The 16,390-nt window shown below is 63.1% G+C and carries 13 protein-coding genes and 1 pseudogene; 4 read left to right on the top strand and 10 right to left on the bottom strand.

Going from position 1 to position 16,390, the window contains the following annotated elements:
* On the bottom strand, positions 1–1,071 hold a 1,071-nt coding region (locus VKI00_RS14000), incomplete at its 3' end, for an NAD(P)/FAD-dependent oxidoreductase (protein WP_324438283.1).
* Positions 1,072–1,368: 297 nt separating this feature from the next.
* Between VKI00_RS14000 and VKI00_RS14005 the strand changes: the two genes are divergently transcribed.
* On the top strand, positions 1,369–2,433 hold the full coding sequence (locus tag VKI00_RS14005; protein WP_414687193.1) for an AurF N-oxygenase family protein: 1,065 nt from the start codon (positions 1,369–1,371) through the stop codon (positions 2,431–2,433).
* Positions 2,434–2,531: 98 nt separating this feature from the next.
* On the opposite strand, the gene VKI00_RS14010 is transcribed toward VKI00_RS14005, so the two are convergent.
* Positions 2,532–3,317 carry an alpha/beta hydrolase gene (locus VKI00_RS14010; RefSeq protein ID WP_324438285.1) on the bottom strand — a complete coding sequence of 262 codons (786 nt, stop codon included), beginning with the start codon at positions 3,315–3,317 and terminating at the stop codon, positions 2,532–2,534.
* 453 nt (positions 3,318–3,770) lie between these two features.
* Here VKI00_RS14010 and VKI00_RS14015 point away from each other — a divergent pair, with 453 nt between their 5' ends.
* Positions 3,771–4,919: an LLM class flavin-dependent oxidoreductase gene (locus VKI00_RS14015; RefSeq protein ID WP_324438303.1), complete on the top strand. Its 1,149-nt coding sequence runs from the start codon at positions 3,771–3,773 to the stop codon at positions 4,917–4,919.
* 13 nt (positions 4,920–4,932) lie between these two features.
* Here the strand turns inward: VKI00_RS14015 and VKI00_RS33795 are convergent.
* A pseudogene (locus VKI00_RS33795) lies at positions 4,933–5,084 on the bottom strand (nitroreductase); the annotation flags it as partial.
* A gap of 55 nt (positions 5,085–5,139) precedes the next feature.
* Between VKI00_RS33795 and VKI00_RS14020 the strand changes: the two are divergent.
* Positions 5,140–5,289, top strand: coding sequence for a hypothetical protein (locus VKI00_RS14020; protein ID WP_324438287.1), 150 nt, complete (start codon positions 5,140–5,142; stop codon positions 5,287–5,289).
* 83 nt (positions 5,290–5,372) lie between these two features.
* On the opposite strand, the gene VKI00_RS14025 is transcribed toward VKI00_RS14020, so the two are convergent.
* From VKI00_RS14025 to VKI00_RS14040, 4 genes are all read right to left on the bottom strand, one after another.
* Positions 5,373–6,986 (bottom strand): hypothetical protein, encoded by a 1,614-nt coding sequence (locus VKI00_RS14025; RefSeq protein WP_324438289.1) that lies wholly within the window; start codon positions 6,984–6,986, stop codon positions 5,373–5,375.
* Positions 6,987–7,217: 231 nt separating this feature from the next.
* Positions 7,218–7,958: a nitroreductase family protein gene (locus VKI00_RS14030; protein WP_414687192.1), complete on the bottom strand. Its 741-nt coding sequence runs from the start codon at positions 7,956–7,958 to the stop codon at positions 7,218–7,220.
* Positions 7,951–8,454 (bottom strand): DUF2505 domain-containing protein, encoded by a 504-nt coding sequence (locus VKI00_RS14035; protein ID WP_324438290.1) that lies wholly within the window; start codon positions 8,452–8,454, stop codon positions 7,951–7,953. The genes VKI00_RS14030 and VKI00_RS14035 overlap by 8 nt, the downstream gene beginning before the upstream one ends.
* Positions 8,455–8,485: 31 nt before the next feature.
* The gene (locus tag VKI00_RS14040) at positions 8,486–9,202 is read right to left on the bottom strand and encodes a flavodoxin family protein (RefSeq protein WP_324438292.1); all 717 of its coding nucleotides are present in this window, start codon (positions 9,200–9,202) and stop codon (positions 8,486–8,488) included.
* Between the two features lie 42 nt (positions 9,203–9,244).
* On the opposite strand from VKI00_RS14040, the gene VKI00_RS14045 reads away from it, so the two are divergent.
* Positions 9,245–10,075 (top strand): class I SAM-dependent methyltransferase, encoded by an 831-nt coding sequence (locus VKI00_RS14045; protein ID WP_324438294.1) that lies wholly within the window; start codon positions 9,245–9,247, stop codon positions 10,073–10,075.
* Here VKI00_RS14045 and VKI00_RS14050 read toward each other — a convergent pair.
* The 3 genes from VKI00_RS14050 to VKI00_RS14060 all read right to left on the bottom strand — a co-directional run.
* Positions 10,068–11,327: a phthiocerol/phthiodiolone dimycocerosyl transferase family protein gene (locus VKI00_RS14050; protein ID WP_324438296.1), complete on the bottom strand. Its 1,260-nt coding sequence runs from the start codon at positions 11,325–11,327 to the stop codon at positions 10,068–10,070. The two genes, VKI00_RS14045 and VKI00_RS14050, sit on opposite strands and share 8 nt — an antisense overlap.
* A gap of 47 nt (positions 11,328–11,374) precedes the next feature.
* The gene (locus VKI00_RS14055) at positions 11,375–15,808 is read right to left on the bottom strand and encodes a type I polyketide synthase (protein WP_324438297.1); all 4,434 of its coding nucleotides are present in this window, start codon (positions 15,806–15,808) and stop codon (positions 11,375–11,377) included.
* On the bottom strand, positions 15,805–16,390 hold a 586-nt coding region (locus tag VKI00_RS14060), incomplete at its 5' end, for an acyl carrier protein (protein ID WP_324438299.1). The genes VKI00_RS14055 and VKI00_RS14060, both read right to left, overlap by 4 nt.

Here is a 16,390-nt window from a genome sequence, read left to right on the forward strand (position 1 = left end):
TCCGATCACCTCGATCGCCGGTAGGTTGGCCTCCCAGACGTCAAATCCGGTCGCGAGGACCAAGGTATCGACGAACCGCTTGCTGCCGTCGCTTGCGACGATGCCGTCGGGCTCAATCCGATCGATGCCGTTGGTTTCCAGATGCACATGAGGTTTGGTGAACGCCCGGTAATAGGAATTGGAGATCGTGGGCCGTTTGCAACCGAAGTCGAAGTCCGGGTCCAGCTTCCGCGAAAGTTCCCAGTCGCGCACCAGCATCAGCCGATAAATCTTCGAGAACCGCGAGATGGCTTTGTTGACCAGCTTGAAGTACCGGTATTTCCACATCGTGATGACCATCGCGAATTCCAGGCTGGTGTCGGTGAACCAGCGCACGGTCCGCTGGGTGAATGGCACCCGAGCGAAAAGCCTTTGCAGCGCAGGGAAGAACACCACATCGAACTTGGGCAGCACCCAAATCGGGGTCCGCTGATACACGGTCAGCTCGGCGACTTCCTTCGCCAGCTCCGGAACGACTTGCACACCGGTAGAACCGGTTCCGATGACAGCCGCCCGGCGGCCGGTGAGCGAGTAGCTGTCATCCCAGGCGGCGGTGTGGATGATGCGTCCGCTGAACGTCTCGATACCTGCGATATCCGGGGTCTTCGGCTGGCACAGGAAGCCGGTCGCCGCAATCAGGAACTGCGTGCTCAGCGTCTCGCCGCCAGCAAGGGCAACCCGCCAAACTTGGGCATCGTCGTCCCACCTGGCACCTTCGACGGTGGTGTTGAAACGCATGTATCGGCGCACGTCGTACTTTTCGGCCACATGCACGGCGTAGCTCTTCAGTTCGGCGCCTGGGGCATACATCCGGGACCAGTACGGGTTCGGCTCAAACCGGTAGGAGAACGTGGGCGAGGGTTGATCGACGGAAAGGCCGGGATAGTGGTTGACGTGCCACGTTCCGCCCAGGTCGTCCTCGCGATCGACGATCAAGATGTTGTCATAACCCATGCTGCTGAGCTGGATTGCTGCGCCGATTCCGCCGAAACCCGCCCCGACGATCACGACATCGAACTGCTGCTCACCCATAAGCATTAGACGGTACCTTCCGTCTCACCGCGACGAACGGCACACACCCGATTGAGCGTGGCCGCGCCGGAGCAATTGGATCAATGCGTAATAGTTCCGGTAGGGCTCCGCCACCCGTTGACCCCAGTATAGTCGGTGCCATCTGTGCCCGATGAAGCGTAAGTGCCTAATTAGCCGTGGATGTGAGCGCCCGGGGGGGCGGGGGGGAGGGTTGCATTGCCGGTCGCGGGGGGCAATATCTATTGGCTGCTGGGTGCCGTACTACTGGTGAGCCTGGTGGTCCTGGCTGGTGTGCGCATGGCCAAGCGGTGGAAACGCAATATGGACGTCAGCGACGACGCCGAGTACTGTGCGGCCCTCGCGACCCTGTCCGAGGCTTCCGTGCGCCGTCACTTCAACCCCTACACCGACATCGACTGGGATGCGCCGGAGTTCTCCGTCACCAAAAACGACCCCCGCTGGGTGTTGTCTGCGACCGATCCGCTGGGACGGCATCCGTGGTATCAGGCGCAACCGCTGGAGAAGCAGATCGAGATCGGGCTGTGGCGTCAGGCCAACGCCGCAAAGGTTTCTCTGCAGTTAGAGAGCATCCTGATCCGCGGTCTGATGCACTACACGTTCTGGGTGCCCAACGGATCACCCGAATACCGCTACTGCGTGCACGAATCCATCGAAGAGTGCAACCACGCCATGATGTTTCAGGAATTGGTCAACCGGATTGGGGTGAATGTTCCGGGCATGCCACGGTGGCTGCGCTGGATATCAACCGCGATCCCGCTCTACGCCGGGCCGCTTCCGGGCACGTTCTTCTTCGGGGTGTTGGCGGGTGAGCTGCCCATCCACAACATGCAGAAGAGCATGCTGCGGCAGGACAAGACGCCGCATCCGATCATGGAGAAGGTGATGGCGATCCACGTCGCCGAGGAAGCTCGCCACATCTCCTTTGCTGACCAGTTCCTCACCAGGCGTGTGCCGCATATGGTGCGGCGGAGCCGATGCACGCTGTCGCTATACGTGCCGATCGTCATGCGGGTGCTGTGCCAGGCGATTGTCGTGCCCTCGCGCAGCTTCTTCAGGAAGTTCGACATCCCGCGCTCGGTGCGTAAAGAGTTGGTCTTCAACGCGCCCGATTCGCGTCAGGCGCTGCGCGACATGTACGGCGATGTGCGGATGCTGTGCGACGACGTCGGGCTGATGAACCCCTTCGCGCTGACGCTTTGGCGTATCTGCAAGATCGACGGTCGCCCGTCGCGGTACCGAGGCGAGCCGCAGCGCACGCACCCTGCGGAACCGGGGCACGGCCACCGAGATCCCCTGCCGCACGTCACATCCCCGAGGTTGGACGCCGAGATCCCTGCCTGACGTACTGCCAGCAGGATTCGCACAAGATCTTCCAAAGTATTGGTATTACTTAGTGACTCGTCGGCTCGGGCAGGACAACGTCGTTGCCAGCGCGGTCCTTAGAGCCCCTGCGCGCCGAGCCACGTGTGGATACGTTCGGCGACGACCGCCCATCCAGGCTCGAGCATCATGTTATGACCCATGTTGGGAAAGAATTCCGCTTCGGTGCGATACGCGCGCGCCGTTGCGCGTACTTCTTTCCGGGTGTGCGCGCCGTCATCGTGGGCCCCTAAGACCAGCAACGGCGTCGTCACACGTTTAGGCCGAGGAAGCCTGAGCACAAGGCAGTCGACGCCGATTCGTGCGCTCTCTTCTTGGAGGCGTGCCGCGTAGTCCACGACTTGGGATTCTGGCATCTGTGCGGAGAAGAATCTCTCCCGCGCCAGCTCGGGGGTGTTGATGTAAGGCAGCGACTTGCCGGTGATTAGGATTTTCGTGAAATGCCACGGATGCTGTCTTATCCAGCGCAGGCCGGATCCGAGATTTCCCTGCGGAGGCATGGACGTCATCAAGACACCGGCGGGAGCGTCGTGCGACTCCAGGTACTTCTGCACGATGAAACCGCCCATGGAGTGACCGATTACCACTGGTCTTGTGGTCAGACTGTCGGCAACGGAGCTGAGATCCTCGAGATAGTCGGCGACCGAACAGGTGCGCAGCGGCGTGTGAGTCGGACTATTTCCATGGCCGCGAAAGCTGAGCGCCATGGCGCGATAACCCTTGTCGGCGAAGAAACCTAGGAAATGTTCATCCCAACACCAGGCTGCATGCCAGGCCCCGTGGACGAAGAGCAGCGGGACAGGGTGGGATTCACTCACACTTCCTTTGTCGATCACCTCAAGCATGTCGCACCGGCTGGGGGCAACCGCGGACGCCGGCGCGCCGGAAATCGCCAGCCGGAGGCCCGGCCCCCGCTCCGGCAACTCCGATAGCGCGAATTAAGGGCGCAGAATCATCGGCCTGCCTTCGCGACCCGGCTTCCGTGTGCCTGGGCAACTTGTAAGCCCCCTTTTCGGTGAAAGCTTGTTTCTGGAGCAATCGCAACGTATCACGCTGGCCCGGTGCCCTGCGCCGCCAAGGATGAGAGCCGCGGGCAGCTCGCGCGTGAATTCGGCGAACCTGTCATCGTCGCCGCCGACGGATTGCGATTTATGTTCCAAGGAGCCCTGATCCGATGAAAACCAAGTCGGTTCCGCTAGTGAATTCAGCGGCAAGGGTATCGGGTAACAGGCTGTAGTTAAGGCACCCGGTAGTGCCGTAGCATGACGTTGCTATTCATCGGGAAGGTGTCGGTGTGTATGGACGGATTTCGTTTCGGCATAGTCGATCCGATCGTGAACGCGCGCTTTTCGCCGACCCTACTGCCGCGCTTGGATTCCCTGACTGCCATTGCGACGGGCGCCGACTCGTTGTGGGTCGGTGACCATCTGAACGCGCTGGTGCCGAACTCGATCGCGACACCTGAGTATCTCGGCGCTGCAGCGAAACTGGTGCCCAATGTAGACGCGATCCTGGAACCGTGGACGATGCTTGGACACCTGGCCGCCCGCAACCGGGTCCGCCGACTACGACTCGGCGTGTGCGTCACCGATGCCAGTCGCCGCAATCCAGCGGTCACGGCGCAAGCCGCCGCGACTCTGCATTTGCTTACCCGCGGCCGTGCCATCCTAGGTATCGGTGTGGGGGAACGTGAAGGCAACGAGCCCTACGGCGTGGAGTGGACCAAACCGGTGGCGCGGTTCGAAGAAGCCATCGCCACAATCCGCACATTGTGGGATTCGGCCGGGGAACTTGTCTCGCGTGACTCGCCGTACTTTCCGCTACGCAACGCCGTGTTCGCGCTTCCGCCGTACCGCGGGAAATGGCCCGAAATCTGGGTCGCAGCCCACGGGCCGCGGATGCTGCGGATCACCGGACGCTATGCCGATGCCTGGGTTCCCTTTGTTGTGTCTCGACCCACCGACTATGCCCGCGGACTCGAGGGCGTGCGCGCTGCGGCGTCCGACGCCGGTCGTGATCCGATGTCGATCACGCCTGCCATACAGCGTGCCGTAGTCACCGGCCGGAATCGCGACGAAGTCGATGAGGCGCTGGACTCCGTCATGATGAAGACGTCGGCGCTCGGGGCACCTGCAGAAGCCTGGGCACGTCACGGCGTTCAGCATCCACTGGGAGCCGACTTTTCCGGCGTGCAAGATTTGGTTCCCCAAACCATGGACAAGCAGAGCGCTTTGTCATACATCGCGAAAGTCCCGGCTTCACTCATGAAAGAAATCAATTTTCACGGGACACCGGACGAAATCATCGACCAAGTAGCGGAATGGCGCGATCACGGCCTCCGATACCTAAACGTTATCAGCGCCAGCATGCTTAACCCGCGCCTGCGCAGGGGTTTGGCGGCAAGCGTGCCGCACGTAAAGGTCTTGCGCGGACTCAAGAAGCTGTGAATCACCACAGCGATCAGCTGTCGAGCCACGCCCGGTGGCCGTACGCATCGAGGTGGATCACCTGCTCAACCGGTTTACGGGTGGTCGGGCCGTAGCGCCCGCGCGGCCAACCGAGTGTCACTATGCAATAGGAGTTACCGCGAGCGGCAGATTGAAAGTACGGCGAATTCAAGCGACGTTATGCCGAGACCACGCGCGCGCTCGCCAAGAATCACCTCTCGTGACGATCGACGCCGACACCGTCGTCCGCGCGGTGGTCCGGGCAGTCGAGGCCAAAAACCCCAAACCCCGCTATATCGTCGGCGCGTCGGGAAAGGCGTCCGTGCTCGCGCGACTACTGCTGAGCGACCAGATGTGGATCGTGTCATGACGAAGAGCCTCAAGGCCTGGATACCGCCTCGCCGTCGAATCCCGGTTGTGCGTTGAGGCTCCGATAGGCCGCGGGTTCAGGGCTTAGAACATGCTCAGCAGGGTCGTCGGCAATGTCGTGGCGAGGTCCGTTGGCAGTGTCGTGGCGAGGTCCGCCGACAGTGCTGTGCTCAGCTCCGCTGACAATTGCGACAGCAGTGCGCTGAGGTCTGTCGACAGGCTCGATGCTCCGCTGAGTCCGAGCAGTGCGCTGAGGTTGGCGGCATCGTTCAACATTGTGCTGGCACTGCTGGGGTCAGCCGCGCCGGCCGAAAATGCGCCGGGGTCCGTCACTATTGAGGCGGGATAGAGGAGGGCCAACAATACGCCGGGTTCGGACAACGCGCTGAAGTTCGTGTCGTTGTTGGTCAGCAGCGTCACGAGGTCTTGAGGCACCAAGTTATCGTTCGCGCCGCCGTAAACCGGGTCAAAGACAGCGGTAGTGGTCGGGCCGGTGGTGGTGCTGGCGGTTGCCTCGGTGTAGGCGAGGTATCCAGGGTCGGTCAGGATCCCGGCGTTGGTGTAGAGGGCCGGCAGTTCGGGGTTGATGCTGGCCAAATCCGCATCAACCGTTGCCAGCTGCGCCGGGGTCAGGTCGAATAGACCGTGCTGGAGCAGGGCTATGGTCTCATCGCTTTGGCTTACCGTCGGCCAGGCAGCCGTGCCGGCGGCGTACTCGGCCAGCCATGTCTGAAGCGTCGTATCGCTCGGATCCAGGTTTGCGATGTCCTGAACCATCGCCGGGATAGTCAAACTTTGGGGTATGTCACACGACGCCGGGCACGCGGGGCTGCCGAGAGTAAAGGGATCGAAATCGATGACCACCCCGGCCGCGACATTCTGCAGGGCCTGGGTGAACTCCGTCAAGGTAGGGATCTCGATGCCGGTGCCGCCGATGCCCCCTGAGGGTGTCTGCAACAAGCTGTTGTAGAAATTCTCAATGGGCTGCAGCGGGTTGAGCGTGTACGTCAGCCCGTCCCACGGATACACGTTTTGGCCATCGACCAAGGTCGTGCCACCCTCGAAGGGGTTGGTGCCGCCATCCAGCGGGAAGCCGAATTCCTGAAAGACTGGTCCGGCGGGGTCAACGACGCCGGGGTCGTTCGCTGCGTTAAAGGTGTAGCCCGACACCAGCTCTGACAGCGGCACCTGAAACCAGTGGTCGAAAAGCCCAAATTGGGGGTCCTGCCCGGTCAGTGCGTCGAAAGTCCCAATGTCCTGGTCGATTGCGCTGATGCCGGTAACCACATCGTATGGAACGATCGGCGCGCAGGTCGCTACGTCGCAGGAAGCGCTCTCCGGAATTTCGGCCGCCAAGAGGCCGTCGATTTGATAGTTGAGGCCGCCGAGGCCTTGATCCAGCGACGGGAATGGTAGCAACAATGCGTCCACCGCCGCGACGTGGGTGATGTCCCAGGGGCCGATACCCCAGACATTCGTGGCGTCCGGCACAAACCACGGCCCGGTGTCCAAGAGCGAATACGCTGCCGTGTCCAAGGCCTGGACCTCGTTGTACGGAATGTTCACGATGTCGTCGAACAGGTTGATCGGGATGTTGAGAACGGAGCCAGCGTCGACAAGGCGGGTCTCGATGCTGCGGATGGGGGGCTGCAGTTGGCGCGCCGGAAGCGGCGTCGCCGCGACCAGGCCCGTCGCCATCAATGCCGCGCTTGCCAAGACATACGGTCGCGCTGCAGCCTGCATGGCGCCCCCTTCTAGTTCGATTAACCCAGTGCACGCTGAACCTACACGAAGAGAATCTAAGTTCGAACAGGAACTTAAGGAATTCGCTCGTAAGGATTGCGTGACCAGGTTCACAAATTAGCGCAGCGGCTAATAACCGGGCATGTTTGTCCAACATATTGGACACAGCTTTTCCACAGCACTCTGTCAATTGTCCAGCCAGGCGCGGTTGCCGTAGCTGTCGAGATGCGTGACCTGCTCAACCGGTACACGGGTCGTCGGTCCGTAACGCCCCCGTGGCCATCCGAGGGCCACGACGCAGCACGGCGTTACCGAGCGTGGCAGGGCGAGGATCTTGCGGGCCCGCGTCACTCCCCACAGCGGCAAGGTGATCAACGACGCGCCCAAGCCCATGGCGCGGGCAGCCAGCAGCAGGTTCTGCACACTCGGGTAAATCGACCCCCAATATCCAGACAGGGCGGCATGGGGCATCAGTGAATACGGCGCGCGGCCCTCGCGGACGGTGAGCCGCAGGCAGGCCACCACCAGGACCGGGATCTCGGTGAAGTGGTCGACCTGCCACTGCGCCGCGCGGATGACCTTGGCTAACGACTCGTCGCGGTCACCGGCGCCTTTAAGCAGCCCGCCGTAAGAGAACTTCCAGCCTTGGCGGTACCGCCGGGCCAGCTTTTTGATGACCCGGCGGTCCTTTACGACAATGAACTCCCAGTTCTGCCCGTTGGCGCCGGTCGGTGCGCGCAGCGCCAACTCGATGCACTTCAACACCACCGCGTCGTCGACCGGGTCGGGATGAACGCGTCGCACGGCCCGCTGGGTCATCATCGCGTCCAGCAGCGGCATGCGCAGGCCGGCGAGCGCCTCGCCCGTGGTTGGCGCCACCCGGAATGCATCGGAGTAGGGAGAGGCGGAGTTCGGCGCGTCAATCATGCTCGGCCACCCACTTCGCGGTGAATTCCTGGATATTCGGTATCCCTTGGGCGAACTCACGCGCGATAAAACTCTCGATCGTGCCACCAACCAGCGGGACTTTGAATTCCACCGTCCCGGTGAATGTCCAATTCGACCCGGTCTGACTGGGCGCGACCAATGCGGCACCGGAACCCGATCCCGGCGCACCGGACACCGCCACGGTGACCTCGCCGCGGAGTCCACGATCGCCCAACGGTGTCCACGTCTCGGTGTGCCGGACTTTGAGATCACGTCGATAGAACTTGGCGACGATCCCGGGCAGCAGGTCACGGCCCAGGTCCTGCGTGGTGGCCACCCGCACGGTTCGGTCCTGCTCGACGACCAGGGATTCCAGCGTGGTGCTGCCATTGAGGGTCGCAAGCCGGGCCAGCCAGTAGTCCTCGCCGCTCAACGCCGCATGAACCTGCTCGACACGGGCAGCCGACTCGGCCGACACATCGAAGGAACGCGGCATATTCAACCAATTCCGCGGGCGACGACGTTCATCACGGCTGCACCGTCTCCTCGTCCGGTACCGCCGAGCCCTTGGCGAGCAATCGATCCGCCAGCCGGGCCGCGAAACTCCGCGTCTGCTCCAGCTGCTCGGGTTGCACGTTCGTCGGCGGGATACGCAGACCCAGGTACTTCTCGCGGTACTGGCCCGAACCCAGATAGCTGGTCAGCGCGAGCATGGAGCGTAGGTTGTCGCCGGGATAGGTGAAGTGGATTTCGTCCACGTAGCGCCCACCTTGCTCTTCGGCGAGTTCACGCACCCCTTCGAGGTTTTCGCGCCAAAACGTACGACACACGACGAACACCGCGAACGGCTTGCCGGACAACAACTTACGTGCTTCGTCGGACTTCAGGAAGGAGCGCAACGGCATGCTGACGTTGTCCCACCATGTCGGCGAGCCGATGAGAATCAGGTCGTAGTCGCCATTGCGCACCGTATCCGGCGTTTGGATCTCGCCGGTCTCGTTGCGCTTCTGGGCCCCCAGCACGCTGAGCATGTCAGGCCACACCCGTCGCATCGGGAAGCGAGAAAACTTCTCGGCGTATCGCTGATCACTGAACTCGATTTCGGCCTTGTACACCTCGCAGCCGCGGGCGCGAAACACCTCCCCCGCGGTCTCGAGCACCTTCTGGGCCTGCCCCGTGTACGAGTAGTACAGCAGCAAGACCCGCGGCGGCCGTTCGCGCCCGGCACTTGTCGTATCCGTCATGGCACCTCCATCTATGGATTTCGCACACTAGGCTTGGCCATCGTGACCGATAAGGTGTCCGTCGATCTCAGCGGTCCCGCGCAGACTATGCTGACCACGCTGTACTGCAAGGCGCTGGATGCCGATTGGGACCAGCCGATCTTGGGCGACGGATTCGCCAAGGAGGCTGTCGCCCGAATCGACTACGACTGGAGCGGGCTCAAGGTCACCGACCGCTGGACGCCGCTGGTGACGGTGCGAACCGCCCAGTTCGACATCTGGACCGCTCAGTTCCTGGCCGCTCACCCGCAGGCCACCGTGATTCACCTGGGTTGCGGTTTGGACAGCCGGGTGTTCCGGCTCGATCCCGGGCCCGGAGTGGAGTGGTATGACGTCGACTTTCCGACGGTAATCACGTTGCGCGAGAAGGTTTTTCCCACTCGACGGCGATACCACCTGATTGCCACTGCGGCGACCGACCCGTCCTGGCTCGACCAGATACCGGCCGACCGCCCGACACTGCTGTTGGCCGAGGGCATCAGCATGTACCTGACCGAGGATGACGGCATTGCCCTGCTCCAGCATGTCGTCGATCGGTTCGGTTCCGGCGAACTGCAGATCGATTTCTACAATTCGCTCATCGTACGTTCGCAGAAGACGCACCGGCTGCAGCGGCAGTCCGGTTCGACGCTGCACTGGGCCGTCAACAGTCCAGCGGACGTTACGGAAGGAGTCTCCGGGGTCCGGTTGCTCACTGCCGTGACGTTCTTCGACGCGAGCACTTTCGCCCGAACGTCGACCGTCTTCCGGTTGACGAGGCACCTGGTCCGTGCTCTGCCGCCGCTGCGCCGAGCATTCCAATACCACCGCTACGCCTTCGGTCCCGTCAACTGACACCGCTTGCGGCGTGCTGCTCGGCCACGCTGCAGAGCAGCGAATATATTGCCTCAATCGTCTTTTCCGGCGTCGGTCCATGGGAGTGGTACTCGACGTTGAGTTGTTCGGCGTAGATCTGGGTGAAGTAGATCTCGATTCCCGCGCTGACCGCGAAGTACAACTCGCCATGTGTGGCAAGCACTTCCACATTCGGAGGTGTACGCACCGGAGGGACCAGTCCGTTATCGGAGAGCAGGACAACATCGGGCATGCCCGGCGCATTTCCGACATATTGTGGACTGAAGTGCAGCCGTGACTGCTGTATTACACCCTCGTCCAGGTCTTTCCGAAATGTCCCGGCGATGTCGCGGGCGAGGTCGATCACGGTGGTCTTACGGTCGATCTCGGCGAGATAGGTCCCCAATCCGATCGGGTTCGTGCATCCGGTCGCGGACACCGGGGGTGAGAGGAAGTACCGCAGATCGACGGTGTAGATGAAAGGAACCGGGATTGGCAGCTTGCCCCGAATCTGCCACTCCGCCATCAGGATAGCGGCGGAGAGCACGGAGTGCAGACCGAGCTTCTGCGCACGGCAGAGATCGACAATGGCGTGTGTCTGGCTCTCGCTTAGCCGGCACGACACCATCGGAACCAGCACAGGTGAACTGGGTTTGACGCCCGTGTCGGCTCGCCGGGACGGTGGAAGGTCGTAGGCGAACAGCGCCGGCATGAACCGCTCGATACCCGAGCGCTGCCCTTTCTGGATGCCCCGGTCGGCGAGCACTGTCTCGATTGATTCCGGCGTGGGCTGGGCGGTGATCGGACCTGTCTTTCCGTTGCACACCAGGTCGGTGTAATACGAGAGCAGTTCCTCGATCAGGCCGAACATGTGATGACCGTCGGCGATAGCGTGATGGACATAAAGGGTTGGGTGCGGCTGTCCGTCGCGGATGGTCAGTCGAAGGTGGACAAGCGACTCACTCTGGTCGAAGTGGAGAGCGGGACCTTCGTCGTCTGGGCCATCGACCTCCACCACCTCGATTCCCGAGTGCAACAGATCGTCGGTAACGAACTGATGCCGCCCGTCGTCGCCACGCTCGAGGCGGGCGGTGAGGACCGGGTGTGCTTCGAGCAACGCGTCATAAGCATCCGAGAAGGCGTCAATATCGACCGGTCCCTCGATCTGTGCGGCAAGGCCGACGAAATTGTGTGTCTCAGCGAGCATCTCCTCGCTGTTGGCCAGCTTGCGGATGACCGAGGACGGAAACACTGTCAAACTCCCTGGCAGTTAGTGATGGTGGCGGGCATCCACCGGCCCTATCCCGATGTATCGGTCGACGACAGATCCACCAAGGTCAGTTCGTCATCGGCCGAGTCGATTTCGTCTTCGGCGAGCGCTCCGCGGGTCAACTCGATCAACGCCTTCGCGAACTCGTCGGCGAGCGCTTGTCCGGTACCCGACTTCACCCTGCGGGTGTCATACCACCAATCCAGATGCAGCACAGCGGCCGAGCGATACACCCGCAACTCGATGGCGTGGCCCAGACCGGGAATCGCCTCGCGCACCGGCAAAGCGATGTCGGCTTCGAGCTGAACGGGAAAGGCGTCAGAAGGCACGTCGGGCAGGTCAGGGATCGTGCCGACGTAGGACAAGAAGATGTCGGCTTGGCGGCCGGCACCCAGCAGTCGCGCCGTTGGTGCGTACAGGTAACGCAGCAGCCCGTAGCCGATTCCATAGTGCGGAACCGCATTCAGTGTGTCGTGCACTTCGCCGAGCAACTGCTTTGCGCTGCTGGCCTCTCCCCCTTCGCAGTGCAGAGCGACAGGGTAGACGGTGGTGAACCAGCCGATGGTCCGACGTAAGTCGACATCCGGTTTGAGCACCGACCGGCCCGGTCCGCCCAGGTCGACGCCGATTGACCCGTCACCGATCGTCGTCGCGATTGTTCGGCTCAGTGCGGCCAGCAGCAGTTCCTCTATCGGCACCCGAAGCCGGCGCCGCGCGTCGTCGATCTCGGTGGTTTCCGAGATGGTCAGTGTCGACGCCAATCTCGCCAAATCGGTTGTGCCCGGTGCTTCGCTGACTTCGCGGCCAGAGACCCGCAGGTCGGCTGCGGTCGCAGTCTTCAGCCAGAAATCGCGGCTTTCCAGCACCGCCGGATGCGTCGCCAGCGCGGCGCAGCGCTGAGACCACTCGGTCCACGGCGTGGTGATGGGTTGCAGCGCAATCTCTTCACCCGCCAACCGTTGCCCGAACGCGGTGAAGATGTCGGTGACCAGGATTTCGCGCGAGGCATTGTCGGCCGCCACCGCGTGCAGGCTGATCGCGAGATAGCACGAACCGCCCGGCACGCCACGGACATAGGTGACGGCCAGCGGCGGGCTGGACAAGTCCTGCTCGCCGATCTGCTCGTTGAGTATGGCGAGCAGCGCTTCCCGCTCTTCTGGACTTCCCGGTGAGACATCGTCAGGAAGCGACCGAGTGGCCAGCTCGGCCAATTCCTGCGGTTCGCCGATGGCCTGTTCCCACGTCCCTGCACGTTCCGCGATGTGCAGACGCAGCGCATCGTGGTGGTTGGTCACGGCGGTGAGCACCGCACGGATGTCGTCCGTCTGCACGTCGGGGTCGAGCTGCACGATCAACGGAACACGCCACTGGCCATGTTGCGCCAATCCATGCTCGAGGAAGTAAGCGATGTTCGGCGGAACCGGGGGATGCACGACGTCACCGGGTGACTGGCGTGCCAGCCCGCCGGCCGCGTATCGGGCAGTCAGGGCCTTGGCGAGTGCAGCCACGGTCTGGTTGTCGTAGAGGTCCTGGGGTGTGAGGTCCAGCCCTTCGTTGCCGGCGGTCATCGCGACGCTGATCGCGACCAGCGAGTCGCCGCCGAGTTCAAAGAAGTTGGCATTGCGGTCGACCGAACCCACACCGAGGCACTGCCCCCAAATGCGTTGCAAGGTCGCCTCCATCGGCGACGTGCCGTTGGTGGTTGCCCCGGCTGGTTCGGCGGTCCCCGCCGCTGACGCCGCCGCCCCGTTGGTCGTAGCGGGGTCGGCCACCCATGTGGCGCCTCGCCGGTGCTCAACCCAATGCCGTTGGCGCTCGAAGGGATAACCGGGCAGCGTTAGTAGTTGTGGCTGCCGCCCGCCACGCAGCGGCGTCCAGTCGACGTCGACTCCCGCGGACCACAGCTGCCCGAGCGCCAGCAGGAAGGCATCCCGGTCATCGCGGTTCTGGGCGTGGTGGCGCATCAGCCGGATTGCGCGGTGACCGCTCGACCACTTGGGATGCCGCGTGGCTGACGCGGTCAAGGTGCCGCCCGGGCCAACCTCGACCAGGACGCGATGCGAGTCGGCGAGCAGCACGTCGACTTCGTCGGAGAATCGAACCGTGGACCGCACCTGCCGCGCCCAGGTGGCAGGATTGGTCGCCTCGCTGGCCGCCAACCAGGTCCCAGTGACGTTGGACAGCAACGGAATGCTGGGCTCGCGCAGCGTTTGTCGGGACAGGAAGCCGGTGAATTCCGGAATCATTGAATCCATCAACCGCGAGTGGAACGCATGCGAGGTGCGGACCCGACGCGCGACGATCCCCTGTTCGGTGAGGCGATCGCTGAACTTGCGAATGTTCTCCTCGGATCCGGCGACGACGCACCCGCCGGGTTCGTTGATCGCAGCGACGTCGACATCGCCGGACAGGTGCTCGGCAATAGCATCGGGACTCAGCGCCACGGCGACCATGACTCCGCGGGGTGCGGCATGCATCAGCCGGGCCCGCATCGATACCACCTTGATGGCCGTTGCGATGTCGAAGACGCCGGCGATGGTGCCCGCGACGTACTCGCCGATGCTGTGTCCGGCCAGTGCTGCCGGGCGAACGCCGTAGGTTTCGATCAGTTTTGTCAGCGCGTACTCGACCGTGAACAGTGCGGGCTGGGTGCGGTCGGTGCGCTCCAGGTCACGTGCTGTCCCGTCGAAGATCTCCGCGCGCAGATCGATGCCCAGTTCGTCGCCGAACCCCGTGGCGCACTGATCGAAGTGCTCGGCGAAAACCGGCTCGGACTCATAGAGGCCGCGGGCCATGCCGATGTGCTGAGCACCCTGACCCGGGAACAGAAAAACGACGTGGGCTGAATTATCAGCATTGTTCGTCCCCGGCGAGGATTCGCCGACGAACACGTTGTCATGTTCGGCAGCCTCCAGCACCGCAGCAGCGTCCTGCCGGTCTTTGACGACCGCCGCCATCCGGATGTTCTCTGTGCGGCGGCGGGTGAGGGTGTACGCGACGTCGGGCAGGCTGATCTCGTCGCCGGACAGTTCGGCGGCCAGGGCTGAGCGTGACTGCTGCAGCGCCTCAGTGCTTCGCGCCGACATCAACAGCACCTGCCGGCCGGGCTTGGGCGTTGACGCCAGCACCGTCGGCGCTTCTTCAAGCACCACATGGGCGTTGGTGCCACCGACACCGAACGAGCTGACGCCGGCACGCCGAACGCCGTCCCACTCCCACGGGCCGTATTCGCTCCGCACGACGAACGGTCCGCGGTCGAGGTGCAGTTCCGGGTTGGGGCTGGTGTAGTGCAACGTGGCCGGGATGGCCCGGTTCTTGAGACACAGAATCGCCTTGATCAGGCTGGCGATGCCGGCCGCAGACTCCAGGTGGCCGATGTTGGACTTGACCGAGCCGACATAGCACGACCCCTGACGGGGCTCGTCGGAAACGGCGAATGCCTGTCGCAGACCCTCGATTTCGATCGGGTCGCCCAGCGGCGTGCCGGTTCCGTGCGTCTCGATGTAGCTGATTTCCGACGAGTCGACCTCGGCCATCGCCTGCGCCTCGGCGATGACGTCGGCCTGACCGGCCGCGTTGGGCGCGGCATAGGTCATCTTCGTCGACCCGTCGTTGTTCAGCGCCGACCCCCGGATCACGGCGTGAATCCGGTCTCCGTCGTCGACAGCGTCCTGCAACGCTTTCAGCACCACCACGCCGACGCCGCTGCCGAAAATTGTTCCGTCCGAACGCACGTCGAACGGCCGGCAATGGCCGGTCGGCGACACCATCGATCCGGGGGCGTACCAATACCCGACGTGATGCGGGATGCGCAGCGATGCGCCACCGGCCAGCGCCAACTCGCACTCGCCGTTCAGGATGCTCTGGCAGGCCAAGTGCACCGCGACCAGCGCCGACGAGCAGGCCGTCTGCACCGAGAGTGCGGGCCCGCGCAAGTTGAACGCGTGGGCGACCTTGGTGGCCAGGTAGTCCTTGTCGTTCTGCAACGACAGGTTGACCATGTCGAAGGTAATACCTTGTCCCATAACGATGTTGGGATCATGGTTGGACATGATGTTGTGCAGCAGGTACCCGCTGGTGGTGCTGGTCGCGTACACACCGACCGAACCCTCGATGTCGGTGGGGTCGTAGCCGGCGTCTTCTAGCGCATGCCAGGCGGTCTGGAGAAACAGCCGGTGCTGCGGATCGGTCGAGCGCGCCACTTGCGGAGTGAAGCCGAAGAAATCGGCGTCGAACTCATCGATTCCATCCATCAATGCGGCGCGCCGCACGTAGGCGTGATTCGCCAGCGCCTTCTCGGGGATGCCCTCGGCCAGCAGATCGTCTTCGGACAACGTGACGATCGACTCCTCGCCGCGGCGCAGGTTGTCCCAGAAAGCCGACAGCGTGTTGGCGCCAGGCAACCTGGCGGCCATGCCGACGACCGCAATCGCGTTGGGCGGCAGTTCGCTGTTGCTGGTCACACTCGATCTCCTACCTTTCGCCGAGCCGCGGCGCGTTGCCGGGCTGCGGCGCGCTGCTTGGCTCTGTCGCGAACCGCATTGCCGCTGTCAGTCTTTTCCTCGCTGTCAAGACCCAACTGACGGATGAGGTCCGCCGTCAGCGCAGCCAACGAGGCACCTTGCAACAACAGGGCCACCGGCGGTTCCACACCGAAGTCGCCGCGAAGAGTGTTGCGGATTCGCACAGCCATCAGCGAATCCATGCCCAATTCGGTCAGCGGCTGATCGACATCGAGCGTGCTGCCCTTCGGGTAGCCCATAATGGCCAGGATGCGGCCACTCAGTCGCGCGATGACGACCCGGTTGACTTCGGCGGCGTCCATCTCGCGCAGCGCGTCGGGGCCCGCCCAATCGTCGTCGTCGCTGTCGATGTCCAGCTCCTCGGCCAGCTTGGCGAAATAGCCGAGCTGCTGGATCTCCGGGAAGGCCGCCGCGGCGCGGTCGAGCCGCAGCCGGGCCACCCCGATATTAGTGGGGTGGTTGGCCAGGATGGCCTCCAGCGCCTCGATGCCTTCGGCCGGTGAAATCGGGTCCAGCGCGCTG

The sequence above is a fragment of the Mycobacterium sp. genome, from assembly GCF_035314665.1.
In the GTDB taxonomy this organism is placed as follows: domain Bacteria; phylum Actinomycetota; class Actinomycetes; order Mycobacteriales; family Mycobacteriaceae; genus Mycobacterium.

Bases quoted from the DNA above. Each gene is read 5' to 3' on its own strand.
- VKI00_RS14005 (WP_414687193.1), top strand. From the start codon at position 1,369: ATGGCCAAGCGGTGGAAACGCAATATGGACGTCAGCGACGACGCCGAG.
- VKI00_RS14010 (WP_324438285.1), bottom strand. From the start codon at position 3,317: ATGCTTGAGGTGATCGACAAAGGAAGTGTGAGTGAATCCCACCCTGTC.
- VKI00_RS14015 (WP_324438303.1), top strand. From the start codon at position 3,771: ATGGACGGATTTCGTTTCGGCATAGTCGATCCGATCGTGAACGCGCGC.
- VKI00_RS14025 (WP_324438289.1), bottom strand. From the start codon at position 6,986: ATGGCGACGGGCCTGGTCGCGGCGACGCCGCTTCCGGCGCGCCAACTG.
- VKI00_RS14030 (WP_414687192.1), bottom strand. From the start codon at position 7,958: ATGATTGACGCGCCGAACTCCGCCTCTCCCTACTCCGATGCATTCCGG.
- VKI00_RS14035 (WP_324438290.1), bottom strand. From the start codon at position 8,454: ATGCCGCGTTCCTTCGATGTGTCGGCCGAGTCGGCTGCCCGTGTCGAG.
- VKI00_RS14040 (WP_324438292.1), bottom strand. From the start codon at position 9,202: ATGACGGATACGACAAGTGCCGGGCGCGAACGGCCGCCGCGGGTCTTG.